Source organism: Moraxella sp. DOX410, assembly GCF_032248735.1.
GTDB classification, from domain to species: Bacteria; Pseudomonadota; Gammaproteobacteria; order Pseudomonadales; family Moraxellaceae; genus Faucicola; species Faucicola tetraodonis.
Map to the genome: position 1 here is coordinate 149,509 of NZ_CP135138.1, position 13,979 is coordinate 163,487.

The following is a 13,979-nucleotide window of genomic DNA, read 5'->3' on the forward strand; positions in this document are numbered from 1 at the left end:
CTTGTTGAATACATGCTAAAGGTTATTTTTGCGCTGTCCATCCTTTTGGGCGTTCGTAGTCTTCATTATCCAAAAATTTATTGCGCTGCTCGGTAATAAATTTTTTGGCTTCTGGGTCAATCATGCTTAAGTGATTTTCATTGATGAGCATGGTTTGGTGCTCTAGCCATTCGTTCCACGCCTTGGCAGACACGGTGTTTTGCAATTCTTCGCCAAGCTTATTAGGAAACGGCGGTTTTGGCATTTTGGGTAGCTTTTGTTTGTATTTACGGCACATGACCATGTGGTCAGCAGGGTTATAAGTTTCCATTTGTTATCCTTTTAATAGTTGCTAGTCTATGTCTCTTGCATCGGCGTAAATCCACGCGGTAGCGCCACTGTCAAAGTGACCTTCTACTCGTGCGTAGGCATCGACTTCGTAGCGGTCGGCTTGGGCAAGCTCATCCTCGGTAATCTCAAAAATCACACCTGCCACTTTGTCGGTTGGGTTATTGGTTTTAAGTAGTATCGGATGAAAACGTTTGCCACTTTTGGCGACCACATCGTCATCGGTGATTTCAATTTCACCCAACTGGTAGCCAATGAGTTGGTCTTTACTACCCACCAGTGTACGCCCAAAGGTAGCAAGCTGTACATTTTCTTGTTGTAATGTGCCATACGAGAACAGTTTTGGCATATTAATGACCTAATTGTTCGATACGCTGACGCCCACGCTCAATCGCCATTTTGACTTGATTGGGCGCTGTACCGCCGATGTGGTTACGGGCATTGAGCGAGCCTTCAAGGGTCAGATATTCAAACACGTCCTCACCAATTAAGTCGCTAAAGCCTTGAAGCTCATCGAGCGATAATTCACTCAAATCCACGCCTTTTTGCACACCTAATGCTACTGCTTTACCCACTACTTCATGCGCGTCGCGGAAGGCTAAGCCTTTACGCACTAGATAATCCGCCAAATCGGTGGCGGTCGCATACCCTTTCATGGTCGCGGCACGCATATTTTCTTTGTTTGGAATCAAGTTTGGTAGCATATCAGCAAAAGCAAGTAGAGAGCCTGTTAAAGTATCTACCACGTCAAATAACGGCTCTTTATCTTCTTGGTTGTCTTTGTTGTAAGCCAGCGGTTGGTTTTTCATCAATGTCAATAGGGTAATCATATCGCCAAACACGCGTGCAGCTTTACCCCGTACCAGCTCTGGCACATCGGGGTTTTTCTTCTGTGGCATAATCGATGAGCCCGTGCAAAAACGATCAGGGACGACCACAAACCCAAATTGCGCTGACATCCACAAGATGATTTCTTCACTCATACGTGACAAGTGCATCATTAACAGGCTTGCGCTACTGGCAAATTCAATGGCAAAATCACGGTCGGATACGGCATCCAGCGAATTTTGACAAATCCCTTCAAAGCCTAATAGCTGTGCGGTAAATTCCCGCTCAATCGGATAAGTCGTACCTGCCAGCGCTGCGGCGCCTAGGGGCATTTGGTTGATACGTTTTCGACCATCAATCAAGCGCTCGCTATCACGCATTAGCATCTCAAACCATGCCATCACATGATGACCAAAACTGACAGGCTGCGCGGTCTGCAGATGGGTAAAGCCTGGCATGATAGTGTCGGTATGTTGGCTTGCCAAATCCAGTAAGCCCGTTTGTAGACGTTTTAACAATCCTAAAATAATATCGGTTTGGTCACGCAGATATAAACGGATATCGGTTGCGACTTGGTCATTACGACTACGACCTGTATGCAGTTTTTTGCCGACATCGCCAATAATAGCGGTCAGACGAGACTCCACATTCATGTGCACGTCTTCAAGCGCCACTGACCAAACAAATTTGCCATTGGCGATTTCTTGTTTGATTTGGGTCAAACCGCCAACGATTTGGTCTTTGTCTGCCTCGGTGATAATCCCCGCTTTGGCCAGCATGGTGGCATGAGCAATCGAGCCTGCGATGTCTTGATTGGCAAAACGTTGGTCAAATCCGACAGACGCGGTAAATTCAGCGACAAAACTGTCAGTGGCTTCGCTAAAACGTCCACCCCACATACTAGATGTGCTAGAATCAGCGGAAATTTGATTGCTCATAATACGTCCATTTTTTGTGTAAGTTTGAAAGGAATAAAGACAATGAGATTGCTAGAGCTGCTAATTCCCTCTGCAAAATCTAGGGCTAGTATAGCAAAAACTGAGGATGCCTCACAAATTTCACTCAAGCGGATTAAAGAGCCGCTCACCAGCACTTTTTTCCTGCCCAATCTGAGCGAAAAACAGACCATCAAACTGTGGGCAAGCTATATCGCTTTTTTTTCACTGGTTTCGATTTTAACGTATTTAACTTTTACCAATGATATCAGTTTGATTATCCGCCATAGCATTGAAACGGTGGTGATTACTATCTTAACTGTGACGGGTGAAATGGTTTTTGTGGCGAATTCTGCCAAAAAATTCAGAGAATTTAATTGGCGTTCAAAACAAATCACCGCCTATCTGCTATCGACCTCGTTTATTATCGTGCCGGTACTGAGTTTGCTAGGTCGGTTGCTGTTATTTTTCACACTGGGCTATGAAGTCAGTTTAAATACGCTGATACTAGAAACCCTGGTGAATACTTTATGTGCCTTTTTGATGATAGCGGTGCTGCTCACCTTTTTTGAGATACAGTACCAAAATATTCGCCGCGCTGAACTGCGTAACCAACAGAAACTCATCGAGCAAAACGAGCAGTTAAAGGCGCGTATCACCCCGCATTTTTTCTTTAATCTACTCAATACTATGCAATATCTGATAGAAACCGATGCGTATGAAGCCGAGAGAATGATTTGTCATATCTCGAATCTGTATCGGGTGAGCTTTGATGAAACGCGTGAGATTGCGCTACTTGATGAGATGGAGCTATGCGAAAGCTATTTGAGCATCGAAAAATACCGTTTTGATAAAAAGCTGAAAGTAACTTGGCATTTGCCCGATGAAGATTTGCTCTATGACATGGTAATTACCTCATTATCGCTACAAATAGTGATTGAAAAACTGATCGTACTGATTGTTGAAAACAGCACCGACCCCATTCACATTATTATTAGTATCGATTGGCAAAACGATGTTGCCAAAATTGATATCGAAATTGAGCTACCGGCAACAACGTATCAGCTGATTTGTCAAGATATTCGCCAAAAACTGCAGTTTAATAGCCAAGTGGCAATTTTGCGTCAGTATTTTGGTCATGAAGCCAGTATTCACTTTGAATTATCTGGTCAATTGTTAATCACTCAAATTCGCTACCCCCTTAAGGATGTCGCAGCTTTTTAGCCCATTTATTTTGTTAGTCGGAATTGGCATAAAAAAGTCACCAATCTGACGCGGCATTTCACATTTTATCTAACAAACTATGGTATATTAATTTGCGTCTACTTAAAACAATGCGTTTATTAGTTTATCTAATCAGTTAAGCGCTATTTTATGAGTGTTTGATTGCTCACCAAGTGGTTGTGTTGGATTTGGCATTAGATTGTGAAGAAAGTAAGACTTGTAGGGTTAAATACATGTGTTTTTGACCTCAAAGGAGCAAAGGAGTAAACAATGAGAGTTGTGATCTGTGACGATGAGCCACTGGCCCGAGAGAGGCTAACGCGTATCGTAAGAGAAGAAGGACATGAGGTTGTTGCACAGGCAGCCACAGGTATTGAGGCCATTGCAAAAGTCAAAGAAACCGCACCCGATGTAATTTTGTTAGACATTCGTATGCCAGAAATGGATGGTATCCGCTGCGCCAAAGAGCTTAATGAACTTAACAATCCACCAGCCATTATTTTTGTGACCGCGTACGACCATTATGCGATTGCCGCATTCAAAGCACATGCGATTGGCTATTTGCTAAAGCCTGCCAACAAAGAAGAGTTGTTACAGGTACTATCAAGAGCGTCATTGCTTAGTAATGCACAGCTCAATGAAATCAGTCGATTAGAAGACCCGTTAGCACAGTCCAATCGTCAGCATATTGCAGCGCGTACCCATCGCGGGGTGGAGCTGATTGCGCTGCAAGATATCTATTACTTTACAGCGGACCAAAAATACGTGCAAATCCGTCATAAAGGTGGCACGGTTTTAATTGATGAAACCCTCAAAGAGCTTGAACAAGAATTTGGGGATGCGTTCTTTCGTATACATCGCAATGCGTTAATCAATCTTAACTACCTAGAAATGCTTGAAGCGATTGACCAAGGTCAGTACCAAGTTCGTTTCAAAGGTTTGCCTGACCAGCTTGCCGTCAGCCGCCGTCATTTGCCATTACTACGCGATAAAATCCAATCAATGTAGTGTATGTAGTGTCGTCTTTCGTATGTTTGCGTATGCTTTAGCGAGCAGTCAGAGAAATTATCCTGACATTTTGCTATACTGTTGCCTAACTCGCTGAATCACTGACAGATACCCATCTGACAAATGCCTAGCTTAGAGAGTTAGGCATTTTTATCGAATGCTAAAAAGATACTGCTATGACTACGTTAACCACTTTAAATATCGCCACTCGCCAAAGCCCGCTTGCATTGTGGCAAGCCGAACACATCCAAGCGCGTTTGCAAGCGCTGTACCCAAGCCTGACCGTCAATCTAGTACCGATGGTCACCCAAGGCGACAAAATCCTAGATACCCCGCTGGCCAAAATCGGCGGAAAAGGTCTGTTTGTCAAAGAGCTTGAGCAAGCCTTGTATGAAAAACGTGCCGATATCGCCGTGCATTCACTCAAAGACGTACCCATGGTGCTTCCGGAAGGTCTGACACTTGGCGCATATTGTGAGCGTGAGCAGCCAACCGATGCCTTTATATCAAATCACTATGAAAGTCTAGATGCGTTGCCACAAGGGGCTAAACTTGGTACATCAAGTTTACGCCGTCAATGCCAAATTCAGCAATATCGTCCTGACTTAGAGATTATCAGCTTACGCGGCAATGTAGGCACGCGCTTATCCAAGCTAGATGCAGGTGAGTATGATGCCATTATTTTGGCAACCAGTGGCTTGACGCGTTTGGGGCTTACCGATCGTATCCGCCATGAACTTGATACACATATCAGTCTGCCAGCGGTCGGACAAGGTGCGCTTGCCATTGAATGCCGAAGTGATGATGCCGAGGTGCTGGCACTATTAAAACCGCTCAATGACGAGCCAAGCCGTCTATGCGTGATGGCAGAACGCGCCATGAATCGTCATTTGCAGGGTGGTTGCCAAGTACCGATTGCAGGCTTTGCTACCATTCAAGATGGACAAATTTATTTACAGGGTCGGGTCGGCAGTGTAGATGGTAAAACCTTGTTAAAAGCAGAGCATCATAACGCGTTAGTTGATGACGCACGGGAGTCTGAGCAAATTGCCGAAGCCGTGGGCGTGGTGGTGGCTGAAGCGCTCATTGCACAAGGTGCGGACAAAATCTTGGCACAGATTTATCAAGACGGCTGATATTGAGATCCTCCTACCCATGCAATTTATCAATACCAGACCTGATCAGCGAGCCAAGCCGCTAAGTCTATTTTTGCGTCAGCATGGCGTTAAAGTGATTGACCTGCCGCTGTTGACGTTGGTAGAAAAGCCGATGACAGTGGCAGAGCAGGCAGGTTTACAATCGATTGACCGTTATCAAGTGGTGGTGCTAGTCAGCGAAGCGGCAGTAAAGTATGGCTTAGCGAGGCTTGCTACCTTAGTCAAGCTAACGGAATTGTCCAAAAAGATTACATGGGTGGCGGTGGGTGACAAAACCGCAAATTACTTTAACCAAACCTGGCAGCAGCTCACAGAGTTGCCACCACCTACCATTATTTTTCCTGATGAAAAACGCGCGCAAAACAATGAAGGGCTATTGAATTTGCCGGTAATCCAATCGCTTGGTAAAGGCGATTACTTGCAGGTATGGCGCGGCATCGGCGGGCGAGAACTATTGGCGGATACATTGGCGGCAAAAGGTGTGCAAGTACATTTGCTAAACTTGTACCAACGGGTTTTACCAAGCGCAACTACCCAAGCATTTGCGGTTTGGCAGCAAACGCAGAGCCACAACCAACCCATCGTTGTACTCATCTCAAGTTTGACCGCCTGGCAAAACTGGCAACAACTAACAGCAAACACTCAAATGGCTGCCAGCTGTTATTATTTGGTATTGCAGTCGCGTATTGCAGAGCAAATGTTATTACAGCAGGCCAATCTTAACATAACTATTATCCCTGACTTAATGCCTGCGACAATTTTACAAGCTTTAACCACTCACCAATAGCTGCATGGCTTTCGGTTTGGCTAAGCTGTTTTGCGCTGAATCATCTACCCATGACAGCGTTTGCAGCGCTTGTTGCAGAGTTTGCGTCAGCCGCATACCCTGGTCAATCGTCAGCGTCATAATGAGCGGGGTCAAAAACCAATGAAAATGGGTAAGGCTATGTTTGACAGTATCAGGGCTATCTAAATTAACCTGCTGGATATTTAGCAGTTGCTCGGCTTGTAAGAACGCAAAAATAATCTGCTCAGCGGTGTTATATTCGGCTTCAAATGTTGACTCTTGCTGCCAGGTTGCCAGTAGCGGCGCCTCTGTGTTTTTTGCCCCCTGTTGTTTTTTGACAAAGGCCAATGGTAAACACCACAGTCCACCCCAAATCCCAGTGTCAGGACGTTGTAGCCACAAGGTTTTGTCATCGCAAACCAGCTTTAACGCTAGCGAAAACTTAGAGGGATTGGGTGATTTTTTGCTTTTTACCGGATAAAAACTTTGCTTGCCTTGGGCATTTGCCACGCAGTCGGCTTGCACGGGACACAGTAGGCAGGCAGGTTTGGCTTTGGTGCATAGCGTCGCACCCATATCCATCATCGCTTGCGCATAGTGCCCGCTATCACGGTTCGGTGTTAGGCGCTCGGCGAGTTGCCAAAGCGCTTTGGTTGTGGCAGTTTTGGTGATATCGCCGTCAATGCCAGCCCAACGGGTCAGCACACGTTTGACATTACCATCGCAAATCACCCCTCTGTCACCGCCATATTGGTCAGCTCTGACACCCATCGCCACAATCGCGCCTGCCGTAGATTGACCCACCCCTGAAATCTGCTCCCAGTGGGCAACCGTTTGCGGAAATTTGCCAGTTTGCTCGATGATATCCACCAGCTGCTTGGCACCTTTATGCAGGTTGCGCGCACGCGCATAGTAACCCAGCCCTGCCCAATGCTCAGCGACTTGCTCCCAAGATGCGTTTGCCAAATCCTGCACGGTGGGAAAACTTGCCATAAATCGCTCAAAATAAGGAATGACCGTCGCCACTTGTGTCTGCTGTAGCATTATTTCAGATAACCACACCGGATAGGGGTCTGGCGTGTCAAGCTGATGCTGCTGCCACGGCAAATCATGACGCCCGCTATGGTCAAACCAGGTCAAAATACGCGGTGCAAAACTATCAAGCTCTATTTCGGTATGTGTTTCGGTATGCGCTTGGGTATGATTGTGGCTTAAATGCTGATTAGGACTTAGCATCATTGAGTGGCTGGTGTTCGGATGTGCGTTCAAAATTCACCATCGGGTTAATATCGTGATAGCTATATAAGACTTTCTAGTTAGTATTCAATAGTGACTGACAACAGACTTAACAAAACTGGACTCAAACTGGGACATAGGCATAAAAAAAGCAATATCTTCATGGATATTGCTTTTGCTGTTAGGATGCAACTGGCATATGTTATACAAGATTGTCTTGCATAAACGCAATCATTTCATCCCAGCTGGCTTTTGCCGCATCTGCATCATAGCCCAAATCCACGCCATTTTCTTCGGCGCGTTTGTCAGCATTAGGATTGGTAAAGCCGTGTTTGGCGCCTTCGTACACATCGACTGTGTACTCTACATCGGCGTTATCCAACTCTTTTTTTAGCCCTTCAATGGCATCCATTGACACCATGCTATCGGCTTCACCATGTGCCACCAATACTTTGGCAGTGAACTTGCCTTTTTGTGCCGGTTGTTTTGGGGTAGGATTGCCGTGGAAAGTCGCCACTGCTTTGAGCGGGAAACCTTCACGCGCCATGTCTAAGGCAATTTTACCGCCAAAGCAAAAACCAATCACGCCCAAACGGTTCGTGTCAACAGCTTCAAGGTCAGTAAAGTCATCCATAATGAGTTTACAGCGCGCCATCAACATGTCTTGGTCGGCGAGCATTTGGCTCATCCATTCATTGGCTTGGGCGGCATCTGTGGTCAGTTTACCTTCGCCATACACATCCATGGCGACGGCAGCAAAACCCGCTTCGGCTAAACGCTCAGTGACTTTTTGTGGGTGAGCGGCGGCGCCCCACCATTCAGGCGCCACCAAAATCGCTGGGGCAGGGTTGTCGTGGCTAGCTGATTCTGGTAGACAGACATAGCTTTTAAGCTCCACGCCATCGGTGGTGGTAGATTCGAGTTGTAAAATTTGAATTGGCATCATGCATCCTTATGTTATGGTAAATGATATTATTGGTTGCTATTGTTATAAGACACTGGCGTTATAAAAACGCTGGATTCATACGCTAATGAGAGCGTGGCAAGTCAGTGCAACGGTTAATACAGGCATTACTGTATACTGAAAGCATCGCATTTTCCGTTATAATACTGTCACTGTTTTATACAAGCCAAAAGTTGAAAAAATAATGAGCCAATTTGTTACCTTACGCCCGCAATTTTGGGAGCGATTTTCGTTAGAACAACTGACTCAAGCTGAATGGGAAGCATTGTGTGATGGCTGTGGGGCGTGTTGTTTGATTAAATTTAAAGACGATGACACCGATGAAGTTGAATACAGTGATGTTGCCTGTCGACTGCTTGATTGTGCCACAGGGGCTTGCCAGCATTACCCAACAAGGCGCGACTATGTGCCCGACTGCATCAGCCTAACCATCGATAACATTGGCGAGATGTATTGGCTACCGGCAAGCTGCGCCTACAAGCGCTTGTACTACGGACAACCACTACCAAGCTGGCATTTACTCCTCACTCAAGATGCCGCCGTGACACAAACCATGATGCGCCAAAAAAATATCAGCGTGGCGGGACGCTGTCAGTCTGAAACAGAGGTATCTGAGCTTGAGCAAGAAGAACGGGTAATCCATTGGATTCGCCAATAGTGCTTGTTTATTCAAGGCTTTGCTAGCACTAAACAAGCTGATAGGTGAGTAAAATGAGCCAAAAAATACAATAAAATTAAGAAAAATACCATTGCAATCATCATGGGGTTAAGGTAAGGTAAAAAAATCTTTCGCCATATGAGGGTCTCGTCGGCTATGTCAGACGACAATTCGAGTTCACACTTGTCAAACAAACCACAAAGCAGTAGCTGGTCACGCGGTCTGAAACGCTGGCTATCTACCGCCCCTGAAACCCGTGATGAACTAGTCAAATTGGTACATGATTCGCGTCGATTTTTGGCGCCCGACACCGTCGATATGTTAGAGGGCGTGCTAGATTTACCCGCTATTCAAGTGCGAGAAATCATGACCCCTGTCAGCCACGTTGCAGGCATCACCCAGCACCAGAACTTGCAAGATATCATGTCGCTCTATATGGAAACCGCCCACTCGCGTTATCCTGTATTTACCGATGACAACAAAGACACGGTAATGGGTATCTTACTTGCCAAAGATTTGATTCCGTTTTTGGTCGCCAAGGCGCAAGGTCAAAATATTGACCATTTTAATCTTGAAGCGATTGTACGTCAGCCGATTTATATCAGTGAAACTGCGCGCTCTGACAACCTACTGCGTCTATTTCAAAAAAACCAAATTCATATGGCTATTGTCATTGATGAGTTTGGGGTGGCAGCAGGCGTGGTGACGATGGAAGACTTACTCGAGGAAATTGTCGGCGATATTATCGATGAGCATGATGACATCGAAGAAGATACCGATATCAATCATATAGTGCCTGTACCCAACCAGCCTGACACATGGATTGTGCAATCCATCACCTCAGTCTCAGACTGTAATGAACAGTTAGGTACCCATTTTGATAGTGAGGATGTCGCTAGTATGGGCGGACTGGTCATGCAAGAGCTTGGCGAAGTCAATGAGGTGTTGGGTCAAACCGTCTTTATTGACGATTGTCGTTTGACGGTATTGTCAGCAGATGGTCGATTTATCCAAGAAATTGAACTGGTTAAAGGGTATAATCAGCTCGACGATTAGTCCCATTACTTATGTTTGCAAAACCGTTTAACCCTAAAGGCAATACTCGCCAATGCGTCTTACTACCCAGTCCCTAAAAAAGCAACTTTCTGTACAATCTCATCATGATAGTGCCAAATCTGCCAATACCAAACAGCCCCTGTTACTCAAACTGGTGCTGGCTTGGCTTGCGGGTGCGGCATTTGTCTTTGCGTTAGCGCCTTACGATTTTTGGCTAGTGGCACTGTTATCGCCACTGGTACTGTATTGGCTATTATTGCCCACAATGTCAAATTGGCGGGCGTTTTGGCTTGGTGAAATGTATGGCATGGGATTGTGGAGCGTGGGCGCGTTTTGGTTGTTTACCTCCATTCATACCTATGGCGATACCCCTACCTTATTAGCTTTGCTGATGATTGGCTTTGTTGGCTTGGGGATGGGATTGTTTCATGGCGCCTTGGCAGTCATTTTTAATCGCTTTGTGGCAAAACAGCCGCTAAGCTTTGCGTCATTATGGGTGGTACAAGAGTGGTTAAAAACCTGGCTATTTACAGGTTTTCCTTGGCTATTCGTGGGCTATGCTTATACAGCGCAACCTTGGCTGACGAGCCTTGCCCCAATTTTTGGGGTGTTGGCGCTGAGCTTTGTATCCGTGTTCGTCTCAGCAAGTCTGGTGGAAGCGGCGCGAAAAAAATACCGTTTTTTAATTCCATCGTCTGTGATGTTACTGGCAAGCGTTGCGCTGTGGCTTATTGCCCCGCAATGGACGACCCCCAAAGGCACACCAAATCTAAAAGTTTCGTTAGTGCAAGGCAATATTCCGCAGGACTTAAAATGGCTGCAAGAATACCAAATCCAAACGCTGGGTATCTATGCAGGCTTAAGTAAAACAGAATGGGGGCAGGACATTATCTTATGGCCAGAGTCGTCAATTCCGATGTTTCAGACCGACGCCATGCCCTTTATCAGCCAAATTGCTGCCCAAGCCCGCGAAAGCAATACCGCATGGCTCACCGGTATTCCGTATGTCGATGTCAATAAATACGACCCAAAAGTTGATAAATACGAGCCATTTTACAACAGTGTGATTGCTTTGGGCGCCGATGCCAAAGGCTTATACAAGAAACAAAATTTGGTACCCGTGGGCGAATATATCCCGTTTGAAGGTATGTTAGATTGGGCATTGCCAAACTTGATGAGTGGCACCATGAGTTTTCGCAGTGGGTCTGCGCACCAAGCACCCTTGCAAGTCAAAAACCACCCAGTTGGCGTGGCGATTTGTTATGAAGTTGCCTATCCTGATACCACCCGCCGCAATGCCAAAAATACCGACTTTTTATTGACTGTATCCAATGATGCCTGGTTTGGCACATCGGCAGGTCCATTACAGCATCTACAAATGGTGCAAATGCGCTCGATTGAAACCGGTCGCTGGTTTATGCGCGCGACCAATACAGGTGTGACCGCCATTATCAATGATAAAGGCAACATTGTTGCCAAAGCGCCAGCATTTGAACGCACGGTGCTACGGGGCGAGATTCAATCGCGGGTTGGCAATACACCATTTATGCGCTGGGGTAGTTATCCTATCTTGGCACTGGCAGCGCTATTGCTACTGATTAGTTGGCTGGTTCGTAAAACACGTTAAAAACCTTAAATGCAGTAAGGTTTTGTCACCAATTGCAAAAATTTAGTATATAATGGTTACAAAGTTCCGTATAATAGTTATAAATTAGATTTGAATTCATTTAGATTCAACAACTCTTGCCCCAATGATTTACAGTGAGGTTTACGATGGCTCATCATGAAGTCGTGGAAAACAATGTCAAAAAAGAACTTAGTTACTCTTTAATTGGCGTTTTAGCGTTTCTAGGCGTGGTTTTATTAATCCTTATTTCAGCAATTGTTCGCCCCGCTGGTAACCACGTTGACGTTGCAAAACTCAATGCTGAAGTGGAAGCCAAAGCCGCTGCATCTGCTGCTGCCGCTGCCAAACCAGCGGGTTCGACGCCTGCGGCAACCTCACCTGCGGCGGGTGAAACCACCACCGCCACTGCCAATGCAGACACCGCAACAGGTCCAAATGCCACCGTTGCTAGCCCAGACAATGCTTCTATGACGCCATCTTCTGCACCAACGGCTACTGCAAAAACATCGACCATTGAAGCGCGCAATGCCTCAACGGCTGAAGCCAAAGCAGAGATTAAAGCCAAAACAGGTGACACTCCAAATATCGCACCACCTGTTGCCTCAGCGGTCAAATCTCAAGAACAATCAAAATAATACATTGATGAATGCACAAAAAAACCACGTTAGATAACGTGGTTTTTTTGTGCGCTAAGTCGTCACTGTCAAGCTTAAGCTTTTTGGTAAGTGACAAACTGATAGCTTAACCCGCTTTGTTCATCCGTGAATTTTTCACTTTCTGATGTTTTGACAAAATCACTGGTAATCTCTGGATAAAACGCCGCTGCGTTGTCAATCACGGTATCGACCTGAGTGATTTCTAAGCGATCACTAAACAGTAGGGCTTGTTGGAAAACTTTCTCGCCACCAATCACCCAAATCGTTTGCAAACCTTTACCATGAGCGAGCGATGAGGCTTGGGTCAGTGCGTCATCTAGGTTGTGCATCACAATGACGGCATCATCATCTACTTGGTAGTCCAAATTGGTGGTAATCACAAAATTGGTACGGTTGGGCAAGGGTTTTGCGCCCATGGATTCAAAGGTCTTGCGACCCATAATCACGATACCGCCATTGGTATGTTTTTTAAAATGTTTTAAGTCCTCAGAGATATGCCAAGGCAATTGATTATCTTTGCCAATGGCGCGGTTTTGGCTCATCGCCACGATTTGGGCGACTTCCACATTAGAATAACTCATGATTTATCCTTATTGTTGTGAGATTACTGTGAGTTTTGGCGTTGGGCTGCAAGCTTATACAGAGACTTCAGCCTTAATTGTGGCATGGCTTTGATAATTTTCAATTTTTATATCGTTAAAATCAAACGCAAAAATGTCAGTAATGTCAGGATTGAGCCAAAGTTTGGGTAGGGCAAACGGCTCGCGGCTAAGCTGCTCATGCACTTGCTGTAGATGATTGTTATAGATATGACAATCACCGCCCGTCCACACAAACTCACCGACGCCAAGCCCGGTCACATGGGCTATCATATGGGTAAGCAAAGCATAGCTGGCAATGTTAAAAGGTACACCCAAAAACAAATCCGCCGAGCGTTGGTACAACTGACAAGATAATTTGCCATCTGCGACAAAAAACTGAAACAGGGTATGACAAGGGGGCAAGGCCACTTCGTTGGCCTCCAAAGGATTCCAGCCAGAGACAATCAAACGGCGCGAGTTTGGGTTATTTTTGATTTCATTCACCACCCAACTGATTTGGTCAAAACCATCTGAATGGTAGCTGCCGTCCGCTTTTTTGCTCGCCCCGAAGTTGCGCCACTGGTGTCCGTATACCGCGCCAAGTTCACCTTCAGGCTTGCCAAAGCGGGCAGTTTGCTCGGCGGTTGCCCATTCATTCCAAATGCGTACACCATTGTCCTGCAAGTATTGGACATGGGTATCGCCTTTTAAAAACCAAAGCAGCTCATAAATCACGCTTTTGGTATGGATTTTTTTAGTGGTCAGTAGTGGAAAGCCTTCCTGTAAATCAAACCGCATCTGCGCGCCAAAATAGCTGATGGTACCGGTACCCGTACGGTCGCCTTTTTGTATGCCGTTAGCTAGCACCAGTTTAAGTAAATCCAAATAGGCTTGTTCGTTTTTTGACGTAATCATGGGTGATGAGTTCCTTGGTT

15 protein-coding genes are annotated in these 13,979 nt (G+C 45.8%); 8 read left to right on the top strand and 7 right to left on the bottom strand.

The genetic code is table 11. From position 1 onward, the window contains the following. Nucleotides 1-22 precede the first annotated feature (22 nt). Genes RNZ41_RS00680 through argH form a run of 3 tightly spaced genes read right to left on the bottom strand, consistent with a single transcriptional unit; the run spans nt 23 to nt 2,054 of the window. The gene (locus tag RNZ41_RS00680) at nt 23-310 is read right to left on the bottom strand and encodes an oxidative damage protection protein (RefSeq protein ID WP_007115982.1); all 288 of its coding nucleotides are present in this window, start codon (nt 308-310) and stop codon (nt 23-25) included. 21 nt (nt 311-331) lie between these two features. Further along, nucleotides 332-676: a gamma-glutamylcyclotransferase family protein gene (locus tag RNZ41_RS00685; RefSeq protein WP_314027334.1), complete on the bottom strand. Its 345-nt coding sequence runs from the start codon at nt 674-676 to the stop codon at nt 332-334. A gap of 1 nt (nt 677) precedes the next feature. Next, on the bottom strand, nt 678-2,054 hold the full coding sequence (gene argH / locus RNZ41_RS00690; RefSeq protein WP_313422010.1) for an argininosuccinate lyase: 1,377 nt from the start codon (nt 2,052-2,054) through the stop codon (nt 678-680). 81 nt (nt 2,055-2,135) lie between these two features. On the opposite strand from argH, the gene RNZ41_RS00695 reads away from it, so the two are divergent. From RNZ41_RS00695 to RNZ41_RS00710, 4 genes are all read left to right on the top strand, one after another. Then, the gene (locus RNZ41_RS00695) at nt 2,136-3,314 is read left to right on the top strand and encodes a histidine kinase (protein ID WP_065253853.1); all 1,179 of its coding nucleotides are present in this window, start codon (nt 2,136-2,138) and stop codon (nt 3,312-3,314) included. A 270-nt stretch (nt 3,315-3,584) separates the two neighbouring features. Beyond that, nucleotides 3,585-4,322 (top strand): LytR/AlgR family response regulator transcription factor, encoded by a 738-nt coding sequence (locus tag RNZ41_RS00700; protein WP_309575789.1) that lies wholly within the window; start codon nt 3,585-3,587, stop codon nt 4,320-4,322. A 176-nt stretch (nt 4,323-4,498) separates the two neighbouring features. After that, nucleotides 4,499-5,458, top strand: coding sequence for a hydroxymethylbilane synthase (hemC, locus tag RNZ41_RS00705; RefSeq protein WP_314027335.1), 960 nt, complete (start codon nt 4,499-4,501; stop codon nt 5,456-5,458). Between the two features lie 19 nt (nt 5,459-5,477). Continuing rightward, nucleotides 5,478-6,266 carry a uroporphyrinogen-III synthase gene (locus tag RNZ41_RS00710; RefSeq protein ID WP_062333479.1) on the top strand — a complete coding sequence of 263 codons (789 nt, stop codon included), beginning with the start codon at nt 5,478-5,480 and terminating at the stop codon, nt 6,264-6,266. On the opposite strand, the gene mutY is transcribed toward RNZ41_RS00710, so the two are convergent. Continuing rightward, the gene (mutY, locus tag RNZ41_RS00715; protein WP_314027336.1) at nt 6,249-7,535 is read right to left on the bottom strand and encodes an A/G-specific adenine glycosylase; all 1,287 of its coding nucleotides are present in this window, start codon (nt 7,533-7,535) and stop codon (nt 6,249-6,251) included. The genes RNZ41_RS00710 and mutY overlap by 18 nt on opposite strands. A gap of 169 nt (nt 7,536-7,704) precedes the next feature. After that, nucleotides 7,705-8,445: a dienelactone hydrolase family protein gene (locus tag RNZ41_RS00720; RefSeq protein ID WP_314027337.1), complete on the bottom strand. Its 741-nt coding sequence runs from the start codon at nt 8,443-8,445 to the stop codon at nt 7,705-7,707. Between the two features lie 205 nt (nt 8,446-8,650). Here RNZ41_RS00720 and RNZ41_RS00725 point away from each other — a divergent pair, with 205 nt between their 5' ends. From RNZ41_RS00725 to RNZ41_RS00740, 4 genes are all read left to right on the top strand, one after another. Beyond that, entirely contained in the window at nt 8,651-9,124 is a 474-nt protein-coding gene (locus tag RNZ41_RS00725) for a YcgN family cysteine cluster protein (RefSeq protein WP_219299606.1), read from the top strand. Between the two features lie 156 nt (nt 9,125-9,280). Further along, a complete protein-coding gene (locus tag RNZ41_RS00730) occupies nt 9,281-10,180 on the top strand; it encodes a CBS domain-containing protein (protein WP_314027338.1) in 900 nt (299 codons plus the stop codon). Nucleotides 10,181-10,232: 52 nt separating this feature from the next. Then, the gene (gene lnt / locus RNZ41_RS00735; RefSeq protein WP_314027339.1) at nt 10,233-11,807 is read left to right on the top strand and encodes an apolipoprotein N-acyltransferase; all 1,575 of its coding nucleotides are present in this window, start codon (nt 10,233-10,235) and stop codon (nt 11,805-11,807) included. Between the two features lie 146 nt (nt 11,808-11,953). Next, nucleotides 11,954-12,442, top strand: coding sequence for a hypothetical protein (locus RNZ41_RS00740; protein WP_065253848.1), 489 nt, complete (start codon nt 11,954-11,956; stop codon nt 12,440-12,442). Nucleotides 12,443-12,516: 74 nt separating this feature from the next. Here RNZ41_RS00740 and RNZ41_RS00745 read toward each other — a convergent pair whose 3' ends face one another. Both RNZ41_RS00745 and RNZ41_RS00750 read right to left on the bottom strand, forming a co-directional pair. Further along, nucleotides 12,517-13,044 carry a dihydrofolate reductase gene (locus RNZ41_RS00745; RefSeq protein WP_007115148.1) on the bottom strand — a complete coding sequence of 176 codons (528 nt, stop codon included), beginning with the start codon at nt 13,042-13,044 and terminating at the stop codon, nt 12,517-12,519. Nucleotides 13,045-13,098: 54 nt separating this feature from the next. Further along, on the bottom strand, nt 13,099-13,959 hold the full coding sequence (locus RNZ41_RS00750; RefSeq protein ID WP_314027340.1) for a thymidylate synthase: 861 nt from the start codon (nt 13,957-13,959) through the stop codon (nt 13,099-13,101). Nucleotides 13,960-13,979: the final 20 nt, after the last annotated feature.